14 protein-coding genes and 1 pseudogene are annotated in these 21,233 nt (G+C 66.1%); 3 read left to right on the plus strand and 12 right to left on the minus strand.

Translation table 11 applies throughout. The features are described from left to right. The 9 genes from AS93_RS20215 to glnE all read right to left on the minus strand — a co-directional run. Positions 1-602: glycosyltransferase (locus AS93_RS20215; protein WP_037008742.1), on the minus strand; the 602-nt coding region annotated here is incomplete at its 3' end. A gap of 1 nt (position 603) precedes the next feature. Continuing rightward, positions 604-1,530 (minus strand): glycosyltransferase family A protein, encoded by a 927-nt coding sequence (locus tag AS93_RS0108165; protein ID WP_027590162.1) that lies wholly within the window; start codon positions 1,528-1,530, stop codon positions 604-606. Positions 1,531-1,561: 31 nt separating this feature from the next. After that, positions 1,562-2,986: a lipopolysaccharide kinase InaA family protein gene (locus tag AS93_RS0108170; protein WP_256214722.1), complete on the minus strand. Its 1,425-nt coding sequence runs from the start codon at positions 2,984-2,986 to the stop codon at positions 1,562-1,564. Between the two features lie 27 nt (positions 2,987-3,013). Next, on the minus strand, positions 3,014-3,835 hold the full coding sequence (gene rfaP, locus AS93_RS0108175; protein WP_037008740.1) for a lipopolysaccharide core heptose(I) kinase RfaP: 822 nt from the start codon (positions 3,833-3,835) through the stop codon (positions 3,014-3,016). Positions 3,836-4,167: 332 nt separating this feature from the next. Beyond that, positions 4,168-5,280, minus strand: a complete 1,113-nt coding sequence (locus AS93_RS0108180; protein WP_027590165.1) for a glycosyltransferase family 4 protein — start codon at positions 5,278-5,280, stop codon at positions 4,168-4,170. Continuing rightward, positions 5,281-6,276, minus strand: coding sequence for a lipopolysaccharide heptosyltransferase RfaC (rfaC, locus tag AS93_RS0108185; RefSeq protein ID WP_027590166.1), 996 nt, complete (start codon positions 6,274-6,276; stop codon positions 5,281-5,283). Continuing rightward, on the minus strand, positions 6,277-7,311 hold the full coding sequence (gene waaF, locus AS93_RS0108190) for a lipopolysaccharide heptosyltransferase II (protein WP_027590167.1): 1,035 nt from the start codon (positions 7,309-7,311) through the stop codon (positions 6,277-6,279). A gap of 140 nt (positions 7,312-7,451) precedes the next feature. Then, positions 7,452-8,375, minus strand: coding sequence for a branched-chain amino acid transaminase (locus AS93_RS0108195; RefSeq protein ID WP_027590168.1), 924 nt, complete (start codon positions 8,373-8,375; stop codon positions 7,452-7,454). 52 nt (positions 8,376-8,427) lie between these two features. Continuing rightward, entirely contained in the window at positions 8,428-11,346 is a 2,919-nt protein-coding gene (glnE, locus tag AS93_RS0108200; RefSeq protein WP_027590169.1) for a bifunctional [glutamate--ammonia ligase]-adenylyl-L-tyrosine phosphorylase/[glutamate--ammonia-ligase] adenylyltransferase, read from the minus strand. A 310-nt stretch (positions 11,347-11,656) separates the two neighbouring features. On the opposite strand from glnE, the gene aceE reads away from it, so the two are divergent. The 3 genes and pseudogenes from aceE to AS93_RS0108215 all read left to right on the plus strand — a co-directional run bounded on the left by aceE (position 11,657) and on the right by AS93_RS0108215 (position 18,243). Beyond that, the gene (gene aceE / locus AS93_RS0108205; RefSeq protein ID WP_027590170.1) at positions 11,657-14,305 is read left to right on the plus strand and encodes a pyruvate dehydrogenase (acetyl-transferring), homodimeric type; all 2,649 of its coding nucleotides are present in this window, start codon (positions 11,657-11,659) and stop codon (positions 14,303-14,305) included. A 10-nt stretch (positions 14,306-14,315) separates the two neighbouring features. Then, positions 14,316-15,991 (plus strand): annotated as a pseudogene (gene aceF / locus AS93_RS18970) (dihydrolipoyllysine-residue acetyltransferase). 212 nt (positions 15,992-16,203) lie between these two features. Beyond that, complete coding sequence (locus AS93_RS0108215; protein ID WP_027590171.1) at positions 16,204-18,243, plus strand: EAL domain-containing protein; 2,040 nt, start codon at positions 16,204-16,206, stop codon at positions 18,241-18,243. Positions 18,244-18,307: 64 nt separating this feature from the next. On the opposite strand, the gene AS93_RS0108220 is transcribed toward AS93_RS0108215, so the two are convergent. From AS93_RS0108220 to AS93_RS0108230, 3 genes are read right to left on the minus strand one after another with little or no spacing between them, the layout of a single operon-like run. Further along, a complete protein-coding gene (locus tag AS93_RS0108220) occupies positions 18,308-19,177 on the minus strand; it encodes a hypothetical protein (protein WP_027590172.1) in 870 nt (289 codons plus the stop codon). A gap of 37 nt (positions 19,178-19,214) precedes the next feature. Continuing rightward, positions 19,215-20,033, minus strand: coding sequence for an aldo/keto reductase (locus tag AS93_RS0108225; protein WP_027590173.1), 819 nt, complete (start codon positions 20,031-20,033; stop codon positions 19,215-19,217). After that, positions 20,030-21,205 carry an FAD-dependent oxidoreductase gene (locus AS93_RS0108230; RefSeq protein ID WP_027590174.1) on the minus strand — a complete coding sequence of 392 codons (1,176 nt, stop codon included), beginning with the start codon at positions 21,203-21,205 and terminating at the stop codon, positions 20,030-20,032. Before AS93_RS0108230 ends, AS93_RS0108225 begins: the two co-directional genes overlap by 4 nt. Positions 21,206-21,233 lie beyond the last annotated feature (28 nt).

Raw genomic sequence — 21,233 nt, forward strand, 5'->3', positions numbered from 1 at the left:
ATGGTGCCAAACAGAAAGCCGTCTGCAGGCAATTGCAATTGGCGGCGCGCCTCCTCGCGATCAAGCTGCATTCGCTCGGCCGCAGCGATGTCGATGGCATTGTCGATCTGGATACAGTTGTTCTCGTCGAGACCGACCCCGGCATTTAGCAGATACTCGCGAACGGCCCGAGATACCGCCACCACATAGCAGTTCTTCTGCAACAGGCGACGCACCTCCCGCTTCCGATGGCCGCGATCCAGATCACCAATTCCGTGCTGAACACCTACCAGGCGCTTGAATTTCAACCAGCGATTCAGCTGCAGAAACAGGCTCATCGGCTTATAGCGATGCGCCACTACCATATCGAAGCCTTCTTGCTTGCAAAAACGATAGAGGCGCCAAAGCACCCTCAGGCGCAACCCCTTGAACCAAGCGTCTGGGAATCCGAAACAAACCGTTCTAGCCCCTTTTTCGTCCCGATCCTGCGCGCGTGGTTCGCCACAAAGGAAGGCGTTAGTCACCTCGTAGCTATCCGGCAGGGCACGAATAATCTCGTCGGCTAGAACGCAGTTATTTCGCTCATAGAGCTGCACTTGGAGTATCTTCAACGGCTTATTCAAGTCAGCGCCCCAGAACCCATAACTTCAGAGCTTTTCGCGTATACGACCAGCTAAACAATGCACGCCAATCTGCCTTTACTGCCTGGCGGTAAAACTCCCACGCCTTTTCTTTTTCCCCCGCACGAGAGAACGTTCTAAAAAGCGTCAGGTACCGCTTTACAATGAATGGCCTTCGCAACACTTGCATAGTTTCAGGGAGGCGCTGAGTATCGAAAACCTCCGCAATGAGCTTCTCTCCCACCTGCAGCCCATAATCGAGATTGTGGCGCAGACTGTCTTCGTGTTTATAGATATAAGCTAGGGACTGAGCGAGGGTCGTGCACGGGTAAGATGCCAGCACCTGCGCGAATACGGGAATGTCTTCCACATTACGGAAATGGCTTGGGTACAGCCCTCGCTGGAATACATCACGATGCATGACGCAAGCACCGTTGGAGATATTCAGCGTCTGGTCTATGAGATAGGCCCGGACCCGATCCACTGGCCGTGATGGTAGTGCCGGTGGCACGCGGGTACGCCGCCTCCCGTTGGGGTAGATTGCTTCGCTACCACCGATGACCAGACGAGTGTCCGGGTTTCGTTCGATGTGCTGCCGGATAGCTGCCAGCGCTCCCGGTGCCATCTCATCATCCGCATCGAGAAAGATCAGATAATCCCCGCGCCCCTCGGCTATGCCTCGATTGCGAACCGAGGCAAGACCGCCATTTTCCTTGCGGATACCGATAAATTTCCCAGGATGGCGCTCAGCAAGGCGCTGCATCACTTCGGGAGTTTCATCTTTCGAACCGTCATCAATGATGATCAGCTCTGAGGACTCGTCAAGCTGGCCAATGACCGACTCAGCAGCACGCTCCAGGGTCTTTGCATAGTTGTAGGCAGGGATAACCACGCTAACCAGCTTCCCTGGAGTGCCCTTATTCTCATTCACGGTGACCGCTCCTCTTGAATATCTGTCCGGCTTAGCCATCGACGTAATGGGGAAGCCGCGCATCAATCACGCTGAAAGCCGCTGCATCTGCTCGCCAGTTCTCCAGCACTCGGCGCCGATCCTTCTCGTACGCCCTCCTGAACCGGGCTCCCCAGCGGTGATACCGCATGGCATCCAGATCGATCATCACCCAGTGGTCCTGATCCCACAGCAGGTTGGTGTCCTTGAAATCGCCATGGCTGATGCGCTCGCGCAGCAGCGTCGCGAACAGTTGTTCGAGGGCGTTCACTTCGGGCTCGGGAGGGACCGTGTGAGCGTCTGGCTGCAGGTGATGCAGCAGGTCGGGCAGCGCACGAAATTCGGTGATCAGGTAGCTGCGCCCGCGCAATCCGCAGCAACGATTTTCGATGACAGCCAGGGTACGGGGAGTGGGAATGCCCAGGTACTCCAGACGATGACCGGATATCCAGCAGCGCCAGGCGCGGGTCGGCACCAGGCAACGGCGCAGCCAGTGCCGCCAGCCGAGCAGGTTGTAGCGTTTGATAACCACCGGACCGCTGTCCGTTTCCACCCGCACCACGGTGGTGGTATCACCAAGCTTGAGGGGTTTGCCACCAGCCATGGCGGCCTCGGGGTCAGCAAGAATCGCGGACAGCCGTCCCGCCTCGCCGTTGACCACTGCGGTGAGTCCACCGAGTCCACGGCTGACCTGCACGTGCTTGCCGGTGCGCCCCAGGCTACGGATAAACCCGCGCATACCCTCACGCCGCATGCGCCGCGAGATGTCCAGCAGGCGCTCAAGCGGCAGAGCATGTTCTCCGTTGACCAGCAGGTAATGCACCAGCAGTTCCTCGAAGAACGGTTCGGCGCGCACCGGCAGCTGCGCAAAAAAACGGCCGAGGTCATCCAGCACCCGGTCGCGTGAAAGGGGTGTACCGGGCGTCTGAGCACGGATGGCCCCTGGATCTCGCCACCAGGTTTCACCGGCACCGCTCTGCAGCTGATCCAGGCCTGGCCGTTCGTGCCACAGGCCCTTGGCGTGAAGCGTCGCCAACGCGGCAAGCCCCGCGCCCAGGACTTCCTGCTGCCGTTCCGAAATCAGCGGCTCGCCGGCCACTCGCCGCCAACGGGCATCCAGGGCTTCGGCATTTTCGCGAGCCTCGTACAGCAGCCAGCCGCCCTGCCCCGCCTGCATACCCTCCGCGAGCAGGCGCGGCCCGGCCATGCCCTGGGCTGATAACAGTCTGGCGCCCTCACGCTCGCGGCGGAAACGCTCCGCAGCATGCCGCCCGATAAGCAGACGGGCCTGCACTGGCCCACTGCGCCAATGCCCCTGCGCCACGTAGGCTTCGGGCCCCGGCGACAGCCAACGCTCGACACGCAAAAGGCCCGGCCCTGCTGCGTCGGCCAGCTCCAGTTCCAGCGGGGTCGAGGGGGTACTGCCGGAGCCGGCCAATTCGTGCAGCTTCAATGGACAACAACCTTATGTCTGAACACCGGGTGCGTATTTTCGCCGATACCGCTCCAGCAAACGAGCCGCCTTGCGCTCCAGCCAACTGAGCAGGCTGGCCTCCCGGATCAGGATGTCGCGTAACGGCTGGCGAAAGTAGCGCTTGAGGAAGCGCAGCTTATCATTGCGCGTCAGCCCGATGTGCAAGGCAGAGAAGTACAGCCCGGCCAGATCCTTGTCGCGCCAGCGCAGTGGAACCCGGCTGCGCACCTGGGAGCGGTGCAAATCGATCACCGACAGGCGCAGATTGTCTGGGGCAGGTGGACAGTCCGTGTGCAGCAGGAAGTGGCACAGGTAGCAGTCGCGGTGATTGAGCCCCGCCCCGTGCATGCCACGCAGCGTATCCGCCACCCGGTCAATCAGCGCCCGCTTGAGCGGCAGGGGCGGAGGCGTACGCTCCCAATCCTGGCAGTAGTCTTCGAGGCTGATGGTCGGAGCCAGCTCTTCGGTAATCAGAAAGGAATGCTGACGTGCCGGATTGAGCCCGCGACGCCCGTAGCCGACGGGCTTCAGGGTCGGGATGCCGGCCTGCTCCAGGCAGCGGATGGCCAACAGTTCCTGGCGGGCCCCGAGCACCGGCAACCGGAAGCTCAGCAGATTCTTGAAGATTTCCCGCCAGCCGATGCCGCGATGGATCTTGACGAAGTAAGCCGCCCCATCGAGCTCCACACGGAACACTACTCGGCCTTCCTTCTGCCTATAAACGGGACCGTCCAGCGCCTCGACTGCAACGAACGGGTCCTTGCCGGCCCATAGGTTGTTCAAGGGCTCGGCAAGAAAAATGTCTGCCAACATCCACCTCCTGATCAGCACTCCCCTGCGTATAGCCAAGCCTAGACCAGGCGATTTGATGGGAAGTTCGATGTAAAGGCGTCCAATGATACACCGCACCACACTGCGATACAGCATTGACCGCCGCCACTTCCTGTGAGCAAGTCAGACACATAGAGCACCGGCAGACGCCCGCGCCCCATCCGGCCGATTGCCGATTAAAGTCCAGCAGGGAGCATGCGCACGTGAAGCCGGGCACGAAACGAAGCAACAAGATGCCTGGCGGGCCGCTTGACCGGGCAGGGAGAAAGCGGGGGTGTTCAGTCGAGCCCGCATTGCGCGGGCCCGGTTGTGGCTCAATCGGCGAGAATCACATCCGCCGCACGCTGCGGCATCGAATAAAGATCTGCGCTGTCCGCGTAGCTCAGGCCATTGGCCGACCAGCGCTGACGAGCCTGATCATCCTCCAGCATCTGCGCCAGGCACTGATTCAATTGCGCCTGCTGGAAGGGGCTGGGCAGCACCCGGCCGGCGTCTGCCTCGGCAATGTAGTGGGCGTAACCGCAGACATCGGTAACCAGTACCGGCAGCCCGGCGACCAGCGCCTCCAGCAGCGCGGTACCGGTGTTCTCGTGGTAGGCAGGGTGAATCAGCAGGTCGGCGCCGAGCAGGAAGCGCGGCACATCGCTGCGCCCACCGAGGAACTGCACCCGCTCGGCAATGCCCAGCTGGGCCGCCTGGGCCTGGAACGCCTTGGGATTGTCCTGGCCGATCACCAGCAACCGGGTGCGCGCCCGCAACGACTCGGGTAACGCAGCCAGTGCTGCCAGGCTGCGGTCCAGCCCCTTGGTCTTGAACCCTGAGCCAAGCTGAAGAACCAGCAGATCGTTCTGGCCGCAGCCAAACTCCTCCCGCAGCTGCGCGCGGAGCGCTTCGGCATTGTCTGGCGCCCGCCGATCCGGTGAGATGCCCGGAGGCAGCAGGTGAAAGCGCTCGGCGGGGGTGCCGTAATGCCGGATGAACAACGGCTGCTGAACCTCGGAAATCATCAGGATCCGGGTTTGCGCCTCGGCGGTGAACACCGCCCGCTCGGTTTCCGAAAAATGCCGGTAGCGGCCGCCAAGACGGCTCAGCCAGCCCTTGCCGGCCATCTTGGCGGCATAACAGCCATCGGCGGCGTAATAGACGTCCAGCCCCGGCATCTTGTTGAAGCCCACCACGCGGTCCACCGGGTCGCGGGCCAGATCGGCAGATACCCAATCGATGTATTTCTGGTTACGGCTGTGGTTGCTGAACGCCTTGACCGGCACACGGCGCAGCTCGAAGCCTTCCGGCACTTCGCCGTCCCAGGACAGGCAGTAGACCCGCACGGCATGGCCACGGCGCTGGCATTCCAGGGCAATGCGCAGGAAGTCGCGCTGCAGGCCACCAAACGGGAAGTACTTGTAGAGCAGGAAGGCCAGGCGCATTCAGGGGTTCTCCGCCAACAGGCGCTGCAATTCGGGATACACGCGCACCGCATCCAGCCCCTCGAAACAGGGCTTGTCGCGGTCGCCGCTGCCGGCGTTCGGCCCGCTGGCGCACAGGTGCACCTGACCCTTGCCGTAGGCGCCGACGCGGCCGGGGCGGGTCGGGCCGTAGAGGGAGATGCTCGGCACGTCCAGCGCCGCGGCCAGGTGGCCGAGGCCGGTGTCCACCGCCACGCAGGCGCGGGCGCCGGCCAGTACGCGGGCGACGCCGACGATGTTCAGCCTGGGCAGCACCTCGACGCCGGGCAGGCCGGCGGCGATGCGTTCGGCGCGGGCCTTTTCGCCGGGGTTGCCCCACGGCAGGCGGATCGCCCAGCCGTCGGCGCTCAGGCGCTCGGCCAGGGCACGCCAGTCGGCTTCCGGCCAGTGCTTGCTGGACCAGGTGGTGCCATGCAGGAACACGATGTAGGGGGTGGCGGACGACTCGGCCAGCGCGGCGCGGTCCAGACCATAGTCGCCGATCGAGTCGGGCAGCGGATAACCCAGCGCCTGGGCGAACAGCTGGCGTACTCGTTCCAGGGCGTGCTGTTCCTTCGGCACGTGGAAGGTGCGGTCGTAGAAGCGGCTGGCCAGCGGCTCGCGGGCTGAGTCACGGTCCAGGCCGGCCACCGGCGCGCGACAGTAACGGGTCAGCCAGGCGCTTTTCAGCAGGCCCTGGGCATCGATCACCAGGTCGTAGTCGCCCTCACGCAGGCGCTGCTTGAACTGGCGCCACTCGCCATTCTTTAAGGTTTTCCACAGGTTCTTGCGCCAGCGGCGAATCGCCACCGGAATCACCTGATCCACCGCCGGGTGCCAGGCGGGAATCTCGGCGAAGCCCTCCTCCACCACCCAGTCGAAGCGGATGCCGGGAATGGCGCGCGCGGCATCGGTGAGCGCCGGCAGGGTGTGGATGACGTCGCCCATGGACGACGTCTTGATCAGCAGCACCTTCACTCATTTCACCTCGACCGGCTGCGGCACCAGGCGATCCAGCGCCTCGATCACCGCGCGCGGCTTGAGCTGGCGCAGGCAGTCGTAGTGACCGAAGCGGCAGGTGCGCTCGAAACACGGGCTGCATTCCAGACCCAGGCGCACGATCTCCACCTGCTCGGCCAGCGGCGGGGTGAATTGCGGCGAGGTGGAGCCGTACACGGCCACCAGCGGGCGATTCAGCGCCGCCGCCACGTGCATCAGCCCGGAGTCGTTGGACACCACCGCCGTGGCGGCGGACATCAGGTCGATGGCCTCAGCCAGCGAGGTCTGGCCGGCCAGGTTACTGACTTCCTCGCGCAGGCCGGGAATCAGCCGCTCGCGGATCGTCTCGCCACCGGGGTGGTCGTTCTTCGAGCCGAACAGCCAGACCTGCCAGCCCTGGCGGATCTTGATCTCCGCCACCTTGGCGTAATGCTCGGCCGGCCAGCGCTTGGCCTCGCCGAACTCGGCGCCGGGGCACAGCGCCAGTACCGGGCGATCCAGGGTCAGGCCGAACTTCTGCAACGCGGCGGCACGGCTGGCCTCGTCGATCTGCAACGACGGGCGCGGATAGGGTTGTGGCAGCTCGGCGCCCGGCGCGTAGGCCAGCGCCATGAAGCGCTCGATCATCAGCGGGTAGCGCTGCTTGTCGAGGAGGCGGATGTCGTTGAGCAGCCCATAGCGCATCTCGCCCTTCCAGCCGGTGCGCCTGGGAATACCGGCAAAGAACGGCACCAGGGCGGACTTCAGCGAGTTGGGCAGCAGGATCGCCTGGTCGTAGCGGCCCTTGAGAGACTTGCCGATACGCCGGCGGGTGGCCAGCTCCAGCACGCCATGGCCGAGCGGAAAGCTCAGGGCCTCGCGCACCTCGGGCATGCGCTCGAGGATCGGCCGGCTCCACTCCGGGGCCAGCACGTCGATGGCGCAATCGGGGTGTTGCTGCTTGAGACAGGTGAACAGCGTCTGGGCCATCACCATGTCGCCGACCCAGCTGGGTCCGATGATCAGAATGTTCATACTAGGAATTGTCCCCGTAGGGTGGGTCAGCCGCGCTCGCGGCGTAACCCACCAAGGATGTCGCCAGGCATCCGTTGGTCGCCCCTGCGGGCCGGATGGTGGGTTACGACCTGCGGCCTAACCCACCCTGCGCTGGTGAATCACTTGACCAGGGTGCGCCACTCGGGGTGGGCATCGGTCTTGCCGGTGACCAGGTCGAAGTAGGCCTTCTGCAGCTTCTCGGTGACCGGGCCGCGACGACCGATGCCGATCTGGCGGCCGTCCAGTTCGCGGATCGGCGTCACTTCGGCGGCGGTGCCGGTGAAGAAGGCCTCGTCGGCGATGTACACCTCGTCGCGGGTGATGCGCTTCTCGACGATCTCCACGCCCAGCTCGCGGGCCAGGGTCAGCACGGTGTTGCGGGTGATGCCGTTCAGGCAGGCGGTCACCTCGGGGGTGTAAATCACGCCGTCCTTGACCAGGAAGATGTTCTCGCCCGAACCCTCGGCCACGTAGCCTTCCGGATCCAGCAGCAGCGCCTCGTCGGCACCGGCGGAAACGGCTTCCTGCAGGGCCAGCATCGAGTTGATGTAGTGGCCGCTGGCCTTGGCGCGGGTCATGGAGATGTTCACGTGGTGGCGGGTGAACGAGCTGGTGCGGATCTTGATGCCGCGCTCCAGCGCTTCCTCGCCCATGTAGGCGCCCCAGTGCCAGGCGGCGACAATCACATGCACCTTCAGGTTGTCGGCACGGATGCCCATGCCTTCGGAACCGTAGAACGCCAGCGGGCGGATGTAGGCACTGGCCAGGCCGTTCTCGCGCACCGCCGCCTTGGTGGCTTCGTTGATCTCTTCCTTGGTGTAAGGAATCTTCATGCCCATGATGTGGGCCGAATCGAACAGACGATCGGTGTGCGCCTGCAGGCGGAAGATCGCGGTGCCCTGGGGGGTCTCGTAGGCGCGCACGCCTTCGAACACACCCATGCCGTAGTGCAGGCTGTGGGTCAGCACATGGGTGGTCGCGCCGCGCCATTCCACCAGTTTGCCGTCGTACCAGATCACACCGTCGCGGTCAGCCATCGACATCGTTGCATTCCTCAATGGTCAAGTGAGGCGGCCGTCGGCCGCCTGCGTGAAGTCAGTTCAGTCCCAGTTCCGTCCAGATGCGCCGCACCAGGCGGCGCGAATCGGGGAACTGATCGCCCGGCACCTTGCCGGGTTGTTTCTGCAGGGCCAGGCGGTGGGCTGCGGCGCGGTAGGCCTTGTAGGCCTCCTGCAATAACTGGACATCCGTTTCGGGCAGCAGGTTGGCCGCGCCGAGGCCGTCCAGAATGCGAATGTTGTCGGTGTAGCGGAGCAGCTCCGGGTGCTGGTGCGACCAGGCCAGGGCCGCGTATTGCACCATAAATTCGATATCGACGATACCACCGGCATCCTGCTTGAGATCGAAGCTCTGCGCGGGGTCGAAGGCGTTTTCGCCACGTCCGGCGTCGGTGGCCCGGGTCCCCAGGTTGTCGCGCATCTTGGCGCGCATTTCGCTGACTTCCGCCTGCAGTTTCTGCAGGTCGCGGGCCCGCCCCAGCACCTGCCCGCGCACCTGTTCGAAGCACTGCGCCACCCGTGGGCTGCCGACCAGCACCCGGGCGCGCACCAGTGCCTGGTGTTCCCAGGTCCAGGCTTCCTGCTGCTGGTAGCGTTCGAAGGCCGCCAGCGAGCTGACCAGCAGGCCGGCGTCGCCCGAGGGGCGCAGGCGCATGTCCACCTCGTAGAGCTGGCCCGACGTGGTCTGGGTGGTCAGCAGGTGGATGATGCGCTGGCCCAGGCGGGTGAAGAACTGGGTGCCGTCGATGGGCTTGGCGCCGTCGGTTTCCGCCTGCGGGTCGCCGTCGTGGATGAACACCAGGTCCAGGTCCGAGCCGTGGCCCAGCTCGATGCCGCCCACCTTGCCGTAGCCCACGATAATGAAGTCCGGGTCGCAGTCGCTGCCGTCGGCGCGCTTGGGCGTGCCGTGCTTGGCCACGGTGTGGCGCCAGGCCAGCGCCAGCACCTGTTCGAGAATCGCCTCGGCGAGCCAGGTCAGGTAGTCGCTGACCTTCATCAGCGGCAGGGTGCCGGCGAATTCCGAGGCGGCCACACGCAGGCTGTGGGCCAGCTTGAAGTGGCGCAGCGCCTCCATCTGCTGTTCGAGGTCGTCCTCGGGAATGCGCATCAGCCGCTCGCGCAGCTCGGCGGCCAGCTCCGGGGCCTGCGGCGGGCTGTACAGGCGGCCTTCGTTGAGCAGCTCGTCGAGCAACAACGGGAAGCGGGCGATCTGCTCGGCGATCAGCGGGCTGGCGGCGCACAGCTGCAGCAGCCGGGTCAGCGCGCCGGGATTCTCGGTGAGCAGCACCAGGTAAGCCGAGCGCCGCGCCACCGCCGCCACCAGCGGCATGACGCGCTCCAGCACCTGATCCGGGGCGTCCTGTTCGACCACCTGGGCCAGCAGGCGCGGCATGAAGGCGTCCAGGCGTTCGCGACCCAGGCGCTGCATGCTGCGCACCTGGCTGCTGCCACGCAGGTCGTGCAGGTATCGCCAGGCGTGCTCGGGGCTGGCGAAGCCCAGCTCGGCCATTTGCCGGATGGCGCTGTCCTCCTCCAGATCGCCCAGCCACAGGGCCAGCCACTCGCCACCCGCGGCCTGTTCCTCTTCCTCGTCAGGGTCGGCGATCACCTGCCGGAAATGCCATTCGATACGTTCGCGCCATTGCTCCAGACGTGCCATGAACGCAGGCCAGTCGGCGAAGCCCATGATGAAGGCCACCCGCGCCCGCTCGCGGGCATCCTCAGGCAGCATCTGCGTCTGCTTGTCGGCCAGCGCCTGCAGGGCGTGCTCGACATAGCGCAGGAAGCGGTAACCGTCGCGCAGCTCGGCCACCACCGGCGCCGGCAGGTAGCCCTCGGCCTCCAGCACGGCCAGCACCGGCAGCAGCGGCCGCTGCTGCAGGCTGAGGTCGCGGCCGCCGTGGATCAGCTGGAAGGCCTGGGCGATGAATTCCACCTCGCGGATGCCGCCGGCGCCGAGCTTGATGTTCTCGCTCATGCCCTTGCGGCGCACCTCCTGCTGGATCAGCTGCTTCATGCTGCGCAGCGCCTCGATGGCCGAGAAATCCAGGTAACGCCGATAGACGAACGGCTGCAGCATCTTCAGCAGGTGCGCGCCGGCGACCTGATCGCCGCCGACCACGCGCGCCTTGATCATCGCGTAGCGCTCCCAGTCGCGACCCTGGTCCTGGTAGTACTGCTCGAGCGCGGCAAAGCTCAGGGTCAGCGCGCCGGCCGAGCCGTAGGGGCGCAGGCGCATGTCGACGCGGAACACGAAGCCGTCCACGGTGATGGCGTCCAGCGCCTTGATCAGCCGCTGGCCCAGGCGGTTGAAGAACTCCTGGTTGTCGAGGGAGCGGCGCACACCCTCGGTCTCGCCGCCTTCGGGGAAACCGAAGATCAGGTCGATGTCCGAGGACAGGTTCAGCTCGTGGGCACCGAGCTTGCCCATGCCGAGGATCACCATCTGCTGCGGCTTGCCGGAGCGCCGGCCCATCGGCGTGCCGAACTGCGCGCAATGGCGCGGGTACAGCCACTGGTAGGCCAGGTCAATGCAGGCGTCCGCCAGGTCGGAGAGGTCGCGGCAGGTCTCGCCGAGATCGGCCAGGCGATTCACATCGCGCCAGACGATGCGCAGTTGCTGGCGGTTGCGGAAGCGTCGCAGGCGGCGGGCCAGATCGTCTTCCTGCTCGCAGTCGGCCAGCAGCGCCTGCAGCTGCCCGCGCAGTTCACCGGGGCGCAGGCTGCGCTCCAGCTCGCCGGAGTCCGCCAGCGCCAGAAACGCCTCGACATCCCGCTGCACCTGCTCGGCCACGAAGTCGCTGGCCACGCAGGCGCGGGCGAACGCCTCCTGGCGCGTCGCCGGCCAGTCATCCGCCCGCCCTCGCTCGGCCAGACGGGCGCGCAGTGCGACACCCGGTCGCTCGGCGAGATCAGCCAGCGACGCCGGGACGGCAACCAGGGAGGGCAGACTCATGGGGAAACTTCCTTCTGCGAGAGGGCGAATGGACCGCCAGCAGAGGGCATCGCCGGGGGGTTCGTCAAGGGTTGCCGGTGACGCGGTCTATGCTTGCCCTGCAAACAGGGCCCGCCAAGGACGGTTTCGCGGCCACCCCTGTAGTTTCGCTACAAATTTGTGCGATGACTGTTGGGTCGCGCTTTTTTGTAGTAAAACTACAAGCGCCGATTGTCCCTGGCACACAACGAACAACAAAAGACACTGCGGCCACGACGCGGCAGTGCCATCGAGGCGACTCAAAAGGTCGCCCTGAGCCCTGGAGCAAGCCATGCAAGACCATGATCCCATCGAAACCCAGGAGTGGCTGGACGCCCTGGAATCGGTCCTCGACCGCGAAGGCGAGGACCGCGCCAAGTACCTGATCACCCGGATGGGCGAGCTGGCCACCCGTAGCGGCACGCAGCTGCCCTACGCAATCACCACGCCCTACCGCAACACCATTCCGGTCACCCACGAAGCCCGCATGCCCGGCGACCTGTTCATGGAGCGCCGCGTGCGCTCGCTGGTGCGCTGGAACGCACTGGCCATGGTGGCTCGGGCCAACAAGCGGGACTCCAGCCTGGGCGGCCACATCTCCACCTTCGCCTCCAGCGCGACGCTGTACGACATCGGCTTCAACTACTTCTTCCAGGCCCCGACCGAAGAACATGGCGGCGACCTGGTCTTCTTCCAGGGCCACGCCGCGCCCGGCGTCTACGCCCGCGCCTTCCTGGAGGGCCGCATCAGCGAAGACCAGCTGGAGAACTTCCGCCGCGAAGTGGACGGCAACGGCCTGTCTTCCTACCCACACCCCTGGCTGATGCCGGACTTCTGGCAGTTCCCGACCGTGTCGATGGGTCTGGGCCCGATCCAGGCCATCTACCAGGCACGCTTCATGAAGTACCTGGAAAGCCGCGGCTTCATTCCCGCCGGCAAGCAGAAGGTCTGGTGCTTCCTGGGCGACGGCGAGACCGACGAGCCGGAATCCCTGGGCGCCATCTCCCTGGCCGGCCGCGAGAAACTGGACAACCTGATCTTCGTCATCAACTGCAACCTGCAGCGCCTGGACGGCCCGGTGCGCGGCAACGGCAAGATCATCCAGGAGCTGGAAGGCAACTTCCGCGGCGCCGACTGGAACGTCATCAAGGTCATTTGGGGCCGCCTGTGGGACCCGCTGTTCGCCAAGGACACCGAGGGTGTCATGCAGCGGCGCATGGACGAGGTGGTCGACGGCGACTACCAGAACTACAAGGCCAACAACGGCGCCTTCGTGCGCCAGCACTTCTTCGGCGCCAACCCCGAGCTGCTGAAGATGGTCGAAGACCTCTCCGACGACGAGGTCTGGAAGCTCAACCGTGGCGGCCATGACCCGTTCAAGGTGTACGCCGCCTATCACGCGGCGGTGCACCACACCGGCCAGCCGACGGTGATCCTGGCCAAGACCATCAAGGGCTACGGCACCGGTTCGGGCGAAGCCCAGAACATCGCCCACAACGTCAAGAAGGTGGACCTGGACAGCCTGAAGGTCTTCCGTGACCGTTTCGGCATCCCGATTCCGGATGACAAGCTCGAAGAACTGCCGTTCTACAAGCCCGAGCCCGACAGCCCGGAAATGAAGTACCTGCTCAAGAGCCGTGAAAAGCTCGGTGGGCCGGTGCCGCAGCGCCGCACCAAGAGCTTCAGCATCCCGACCCCGCCGCTGGAAACCCTCAAGGCCATCCTCGACGGCTCGGGCGATCGCGAAATTTCCACCACCATGGCCTTCGTGCGCGTTCTGGCGCAGCTGGTCAAGGACAAGGAACTGGGCTCGCGCATCGTGCCCATCGTGCCGGACGAAGCCCGTACCTTCGGTATGGAAGGCATGTTCCGCCAGTTGGGCATCTACTCCTCCGTGGGCCAGCTGTACCAGCCGGTCGACAAGGACCAGGTGATGTTCTATCGCGAGGACAAGAAGGGCCAGATCCTCGAGGAAGGCATCAACGAGGCCGGCGCCATGTCCAGCTGGATCGCCGCCGCCACGGCCTACAGCACCCACAACCAGCCGATGCTGCCGTTCTACATCTTCTATTCGATGTTCGGCTTCCAGCGCATCGGCGACCTGGCCTGGGCCGCCGGCGACAGCCGCGCACGCGGCTTCCTGATCGGCGGCACCGCCGGTCGCACCACGCTCAACGGCGAGGGCCTGCAGCACGAGGACGGTCACAGCCACATCCTGGCCAGCACCATCCCCAACTGCCGCAGCTACGACCCCACCTACGGCTACGAGCTGGCGGTGATCATCCGCGAAGGCATTCGCCAGATGACCGAGGAGCAGCAGAACGTCTTCTACTACCTCACGGTGATGAACGAGTCCTATACCCAGCCGGCCATCCCCGAGGGTGTACAGGACGGCATCATCAAGGGCATGTACCTGCTCGAAGAGGACAAGAAGGAAGCCGCCTGCCACGTGCAGCTGCTCGGCTGCGGCACCATCCTGCGCGAAGTGCGCGAGGCGGCGAAGATCCTCCGAGAAGAGTTCAAGATCGGCGCCGACGTCTGGAGCGTCACCAGCTTCAACGAGCTGCGCCGCGACGGGCTGGCGGTGGAGCGTCACAACCGCCTGCACCCGGAGCAGAAACCGCAACAGAGCTACGTCGAGCAGTGCCTGGGCGGCCGCAAGGGCCCGGTCATCGCCTCCACCGACTACATGAAGCTGTTCGCCGATCAGATTCGCCAATGGGTGCCGGTCAAGGAGTACAAGGTGCTGGGCACCGATGGCTTCGGCCGCAGCGACACCCGCGAGAAGCTGCGCCACTTCTTCGAAGTGGACCGCAACTGGATCGTGCTGACCGCGCTGGAAGCCCTGGCCGACCGCGGCGAGATCGAGCGCAAGGTGGTGGCCGAAGCCATCGCCCGCTTCGGCATCGACACCCAAAAGCCCAACCCGCTGGACTGCTGAGGAGCGAACCATGAGTGAACTGATTCGTGTCCCGGACATCGGCAGCGGCGAAGGCGAAGTCATCGAGCTGTTCGTCAAGGTGGGCGACCGCATCGAGGCCGAGCAGAGCCTGCTGACCCTGGAATCCGACAAGGCCAGCATGGAGATTCCCGCGCCCAAGGCCGGCGTGGTGAAGAGCCTGAAGGTCAAGCTGGGCGACCGCCTCAAGGAAGGCGACGAGCTGCTGGAGCTGGAAAGCGACGACGCCGGCGCCAGCGCGCCGGACCCCCGAGCCGGCCGCCGACCCCCAAGGCCGAGGCCGCACCGGCAGCGCCGGCCACCCAGCCCGCCGCCAAGGAAACCGTCGCACCCGCCGCTCCGGCCCCGGCCAGCAGCCAGGAAATCCGCGTGCCGGACATCGGTTCGGCCGGCAAGGCGCGTGTCATCGAGGTGCTGGTCAAGGCCGGCGACACGGTGAGCGCCGAGCAGTCGCTGATCACCCTGGAGTCCGACAAGGCCAGCATGGAAATCCCCTCGCCGGCCGCCGGCGTGGTGGAATCGATTGCCGTGCAGCTGGATGCCGAAGTGGGCACCGGCGACCTGATCCTCACCCTCAAGGTGGAAGGCGCCGCGCCGGCCGCCCAGCCCGCGGCACCGGCCGCCGCTCCGCAAGCGGCTGCCAAGGCGCCTGCTCCGGCGGTGGCCGAACCGCCCAAGCCGGCACCGAGCGCCGCCGACGGCAACCCGCCGCTGGAGAGCATTGCCCCGCTGGTCGAGCCCCCCAAGCGCCCCGCCGCCCAGGTGCACGCTGGTCCGGCCGTGCGCCAGTTGGCCCGCGAGTTCGGTATCGACCTGGCGCGCGTCACGCCCACCGGCCCGCACGGCCGCGTGCTCAAGGAAGACGTGCAGGCCTACGTGAAGGCCATGATGCAGCAGACCCAGGCCGCGCCGGCCGTGGCTGCCGGTGGTGCGGGCATTCCGCCGATCCCGGCGGTGGATTTCAGCAAGTTCGGTGAAATCGAGGAAGTGGCCATGACCCGCCTGATGCAGGTCGGCGCCGCCAATCTGCACCGCAGCTGGCTGAACGTGCCCCACGTCACCCAGTTCGAGTCCGCCGACATCACCGAGCTGGAAGCCTTCCGCGTGGCCCAGAAGGCTGCAGCGGAAAAGGCCGGCGTGAAGCTGACCGTGCTGCCGCTGCTGCTCAAGGCCTGCGCGCACCTACTCAAGGAGATGCCGGACTTCAACAGCTCGCTGGCACCCAGCGGCGCTGCGCTGATCCGCAAGAAGTACGTGCACATCGGCTTCGCCGTGGACACCCCGGACGGCCTGCTGGTGCCGGTGATCCGCGACGTGGACCAGAAGAGCCTGCTGCAACTGGCCGGCGAGGCCGCCGAGCTGGCCGACAAGGCGCGCAACAAGAAGCTCGGTGTCGATGCCATGCAGGGCGCCTGCTTCACCATCTCCAGTCTCGGCCACATTGGCGGCACCGGCTTCACGCCGATCGTCAACGCGCCGGAAGTGGCGATCCTGGGCGTCAGCAAGGCCACGATGCAGCCGGTCTGGGATGGCTCGGCGTTCCAGCCGCGCCTGATGCTGCCGCTGTCGCTGTCCTACGACCACCGGGTGATCAACGGGGCCGCCGCGGCGCGTTTCACCAAGCGGCTCTCCGAGCTGCTGGCCGATATCCGCACGTTGCTGCTGTGATATCCCTGCCGGGCCACCGGCCCGGCCGCTTTCCTCAAACGAGCACGCCACGCTCGTCTCTCCAGCCCCGCCGCAAGCGGGGCTTTTTTTGCTTTTGTGACTCGGGGCACACTAAGCCGCCCGGGCAGAATGCCTTTCGCCCGGCACGCACGGGATAATGGCAAGGTGCTAGCAACGCGCGCGAGCGTTACACTAGGGAATCGTTCGCATCCATGGATCCTATGGACCTGACATCGTCTCTCCCCGCCCTCTCCCGACTCGGCCTGTGGCGCTTCACCCGGCTAAACGATGCCGGCTGGACGCTGGACGGCTGCGAGCCGGGTCCGGGCGCGGATGCCCATCCGCTGCTGCGGCTGTTTGGCAACGCCGCGTTTGGCGCCTTGCTGGACGCCACGCGGCGCGAGCAGTTGCACCAGCAGGTGCGACAACAGCTGGCCGAGCGCGGCCACTATCAGGTGCAGCACCGCCTGGCGACCGCCCATGGCGATATCAGCCTGCTGGAGTTCGGCGAGCCCGCCGATGACCAGGCCCAACGGCTGCACGGCTACCTGCTGCCGCTGGACGCGGTGACCGCCGACCTCACTGACACCGCCGAACTGTGCCGCAGCGCCCTGGAGCAGAGCGCCGAGGCCTTCCTGCTGGTGGACATCAACGGTCGCGTGGTGTTCTCGAACCCCCGCTTCGAAGCCATCACCCAGTACAGCCCGAGCGAACTGCAAGGACGCTCGCTGGACGAATTCCCCGCCCTGGCCAGCCTGCCGGAACTGGTGCGCACGGCGCTGCGCCAGAAGCCGGACAACGACAGCTGGCAGATCGAGTTCCGCAGCCAGCGCAAGAGCCTGGAGCCCTATTGGGGCCACATGTGGGTGTCCCGGGTCCGCAATGCGGAGGGGCAGACCACCCACCTGCTCGGCCTGTGCGAGGACGTCACCCTCAACAAGCTGAACTACCAGCGCCAGACGCAACAAACCCTGCGCGACAGCCTCTCCGGACTGGGCAATCGCCCGTATTTCATCGGGCGCCTCGAGCAGCGCCTGGCGGAAACCCCGGATGCGCCCTTCAGCCTGCTGCTGATGGATATCGACAACTTCAAGCGCATCAACGACAACCTGGGCCACGAAACCGGCGACAAGGTGCTGACCAGCCTGTCACGGCGGCTGCGCAACGCGCTGGGGCCCAAGACCTGCCTGGCGCGCTTCGCCAGCAACGAGTTCGCCGCCCTGCTCGACGCCAGCGATCTGCAGGACGCCGAGGAGGTCGCCCAGCAGCTGCTGCACCTGCTCAGCCGCCCGCTGTTCGTGGCCAACCAGTTGATCAACGTCACCGCCTCCATCGGTCTGGTACGCAGCCCGGAGCACGCCAAGCATGCCCAGACGCTGATGCAGTACGCCGGCCTGGCACTGCACAAGGCCAAGACCAGCGGCAAGAACCGCTGGCAGGCATTCACCCCCGCGCTGGACGCCGAAGCCCACCGCCGCCAGTTCATCGAGCACAACCTGCGCCACGCCATCGAGCGAAACGAGCTGCTGCTGTATTACCAGCCCAAGCTGTGCCTGAAGACCGACCGCCTGACCGGTCTGGAAGCCCTGCTGCGCTGGCAGCACCCCACCGAAGGCATGTTCCCGCCGGATGCCTTCATCGGCCTGGCCGAGGAAACCGGGCTGATCGTGCCGATCGGCAAATGGGTGGTGCGCGAGGCCTGCCGCATGCTGCATCGCCTGGACGCCGCCGGCATGGGTGAGGTGCGCATCGCCATCAACCTCTCGCCCCGCCAGTTCCACGACACCGAGCTGGTCAACGCGCTGCGCGACATTCTCGTGCAGGAGAAGGTCGAGGCCTCGCGCCTCGAGCTGGAACTGACCGAGAGCCTGCTGCTGGACGCCAGCCAGGCCAACCACCAGCAACTGCATCAGCTCAAGGCGCTGGGCTTCACCCTGGCCATGGACGACTTCGGCACCGGCTATTCCTCGCTCAGCTACCTGAAGAAGTTCCCGCTGGACACCATCAAGATCGACCGCAGCTTCGTGAAGGACATTCCGGCCAACCAGGACGATATGGAGATCACCGCCGCGGTGATCGCCATGGCCCACAAGCTGCGCCTGCGCGTGGTGGCCGAAGGCATCGAGACCCAGGAACAGCTGAGCTTCCTGCGCCGGCAGCGCTGCGACACCGGCCAGGGCTACCTGTTCGACCGTCCCATCGACGGCCGCGAGCTGCTGGAGCGCCTGCGCAGTTACACCGTGAACGCCTGAATCGCGGACAAGTCCGCCCCCACAAAACAACCCGCACTTTCAGGCAAGGCCTGCACGGCTCTGGCTAACTCGCCGCCTGGCGTTGCGCCCGCCACTGCTCGAGCGCCACCCGCTCGTCACGGATCAGCCAGCCGTCCTGCGCCGCGAAGCTCTCCGACAGCCAAAGGTCGCGCGTGTCCACTGGCTGCAGCCGGCCGTTGCGCAGGCTGTGCAGTTCGCCGTGGCGCGGCTCCAGCAGGTAGATATCCGGGCGGTCGTGGTCCAGGCGGGCCACCAGGCGGTCGCCTTCCAGGCATTCGTCCACGTGGTAGAGGCTCGGCCGCTGGCAATCGTCCGGCAGCTTCAGGCGCAGGTCGTAGACCAGCTGCAGCGAGGCGGTGGGCTGATGAACGTAGGCGCGGGGTTCGCCCGCCAGGCACAGCGCACCGCAACGCACCGGCGTGTCGCCCCCGCCGAGCGCCTGCAGGTTGAAATGGCTGTTGGCCAGGTAACGCAGACTGTCACGGTAGGGCGTGGGCAGCCAGGCATCGGCGAAACGCCCGGGCAGCCAGCCGTCGGCGTGCTCGATCAGGCATTCCTCGGCGATTTCCTGCATGGCGGTGAACAGCGGCAGGCCCAGCTCGTGGGCCGGCACGTAGCCGGAAATCAGCTTGAGCACGTCATCCTGGCGATCCGCGCGCTGCTGGCGCACCAGGATCCAGTAATCGCGACCCTGCCAGTGCAGGGTCAGGCGTACCGAAACACCAAGATTGGCCAGTTCGACGCTGAAACAGTGCGGATCGTCGATGGCCACCGGCCGCCGGCGGGCCAGCATCTGGCTGAAATTGAGCGGCAGGCCGAGGCTCTGGTAACGCAACCCCTCGCGGCTGGCGTCGACCCGCAGCGGCAGGGTCTTGAAGTCACCGGGAAGTTTGCTGAGCAGGGTTCGCGGCATGGTGCCTCCTTGCGGGGAAGCGGCCGCGGTCGCGGCCTTAGCGGATGGAACGGATGACGGCGGCAGCCGTCGCGACGTTGTGGGCCAGGTGCAGCGGGTTGATGGTGCCGACAATGGCGCTGCACACCCCAGGGTGGCCGAACAGCAGTTCGAAGCTGGCACGCACGGGATCCGTCCCCGGCGCCAGGCAGACATGGCCGCTGGCCAGGGCCTTCTTGATGAGGATGCCCTTGGCGTGACTGGCAGCGTAGTCCAGCACCGGTTTTTCGGCCTGCTCGTTGAGGTTGTAGGTGACCATCGCGCAATCGCCACGCTCCAGCCCCAGCAGCCCGCCTTCCACGGTCTTGCCGGAGAGGCCGAAGGCGCCGATCTTGCCCTCGTGCTTGAGCTCGGCCAGCGTCTCGTAGACCCCGCTGTCGCGCAGGATGGCCACGTCGTTGCCGTCCGAATGCACCAGCACCAGATCGATATGCTCGGTTTCCAGGCGCCGGAGGCTGCGCTCCACCGACAGCCGGGTATGCGCCGGCGAGAAATCAAAGCGCGACTGGCCGTTCTCGAACTCCTCGCCCACCTTGCTGACGATCACCCACTGGTCGCGCTGGCCGCGCAGCAGCGGTCCGAGGCGTTGCTCGCTGGTGCCGTAGGCCGGCGCGGTGTCGATCAGGTTGATGCCCAGCTCGCGGGCCAGGGCCAGCAGTTGCCGCGCCTCGGCGTCGTCGGGAATGCGAAAACCGCTGGGGTATTTCACGCCCTGGTCGCGGCCCAGCTTCACGGTACCCAGCCCCAGCGGCGAAACCAGGAGGCCGGTGCTGCCCAGCGGGCGATGCAGGTCATGCAGCCGCTTGAGGTCGGTCATGGCAGCAGTTCCTCCCACACCGGACGGGCCACCGCCGGACGCGGCAGCGCCGAAACGGTGGGCTGCGCCGACGGACGAATGCCGTCACGCTCCAGGCTGGCAAATACCCGGTCGGCCAGATCCGGCGCCAGGGCCAGCTTGGTCGGCCAGCCAACCAGCAGGCGGCCCTGCTCGGCCAGGAAGGCGTTGTCCGGGCGCACCAGCCCGGATTGCGCCGGCTCGGCGCGCGACACACGCAAGGTGGCCCAGCGCAGCGCGCTCTGGTCCACCCAGGGCAGCAGGTCGGCGATTTCCTTGCGCGCCGCAGCAATCTGCGCGGCCTCGTCGCGGGCCACGCCGTCGGCCTCGGCCAGGTCGCCGCCCAGGTACCAGACCCACTGGCCGTCGGCGGCGGGGTGCGTGGTGATGGTGACGCGCGGCTTGGGTCCGCCGCCCAGGCAGTGGGCGTAGATCGGCTTCAGGTTCGGGCCCTTGACCAGCACCATGTGCAGCGGGCGCAGCTGCTGCTTCGGCTGCTCCAGGCCGAGCGCCGCGAGCAGCGCGGCGTTGCCTTCGCCGGCACTGAGCACGATGCGCTGGGCACGCACCTCGCGACCGTCGATCCGCAGGCCGACCAGCTCGCCGTTTTCCCGCAGGGGCTCGATGATCTCGGCGGCCAGCAGGCCGTCGCCGGCCAGTTCGGCCAGGCGGGCGATCAGGCTGGGCACGTCCAGCACCAGCTCGGCCAGCCGGTAGACCTTGCCCTTGAACTGCGGATGCTGCAGCGCCGGCGGCAGCTGCGCGCCCTTCACCGCATCCACGCGCCCGCGCATGGCCTTGCTGGCGAAGAAGCTGGTCAGGTTGCCGGCCAGGCTGCCGGGCGACCACAGGTAATGGGCGTCGGAGAGCAGACGCACACCGGAAAGGTCCAGCTCGCCCTCGCCGAGCAGCGCCTTGCGCCAGCGCGCCGGCATGTCGGCGATGGCCTCGGAGGAGCCGGTCAACGCCCCGTGCAGGGCGTACTTGGTGCCGCCATGGATGATGCCCTGCGACTTGACGCTCTGCCCGCCGCCCAGCCGGTCGGCTTCCACCAGCAGGGTGGCGTAGCCGGCGCGGCGCAGCCGGGCATTCAGCCACAGGCCGGCGATGCCGCCACCCACGATCAGGACATCGGTACTCAGCGCTTGGGACATGGACACGGGCTCGTGGTTGAAACGGGGC

Origin of the sequence: Pseudomonas sp. RL (genome assembly GCF_000647775.1) — a bacterium.
GTDB lineage: Bacteria > Pseudomonadota > Gammaproteobacteria > Pseudomonadales > Pseudomonadaceae > Serpens > Serpens flexibilis.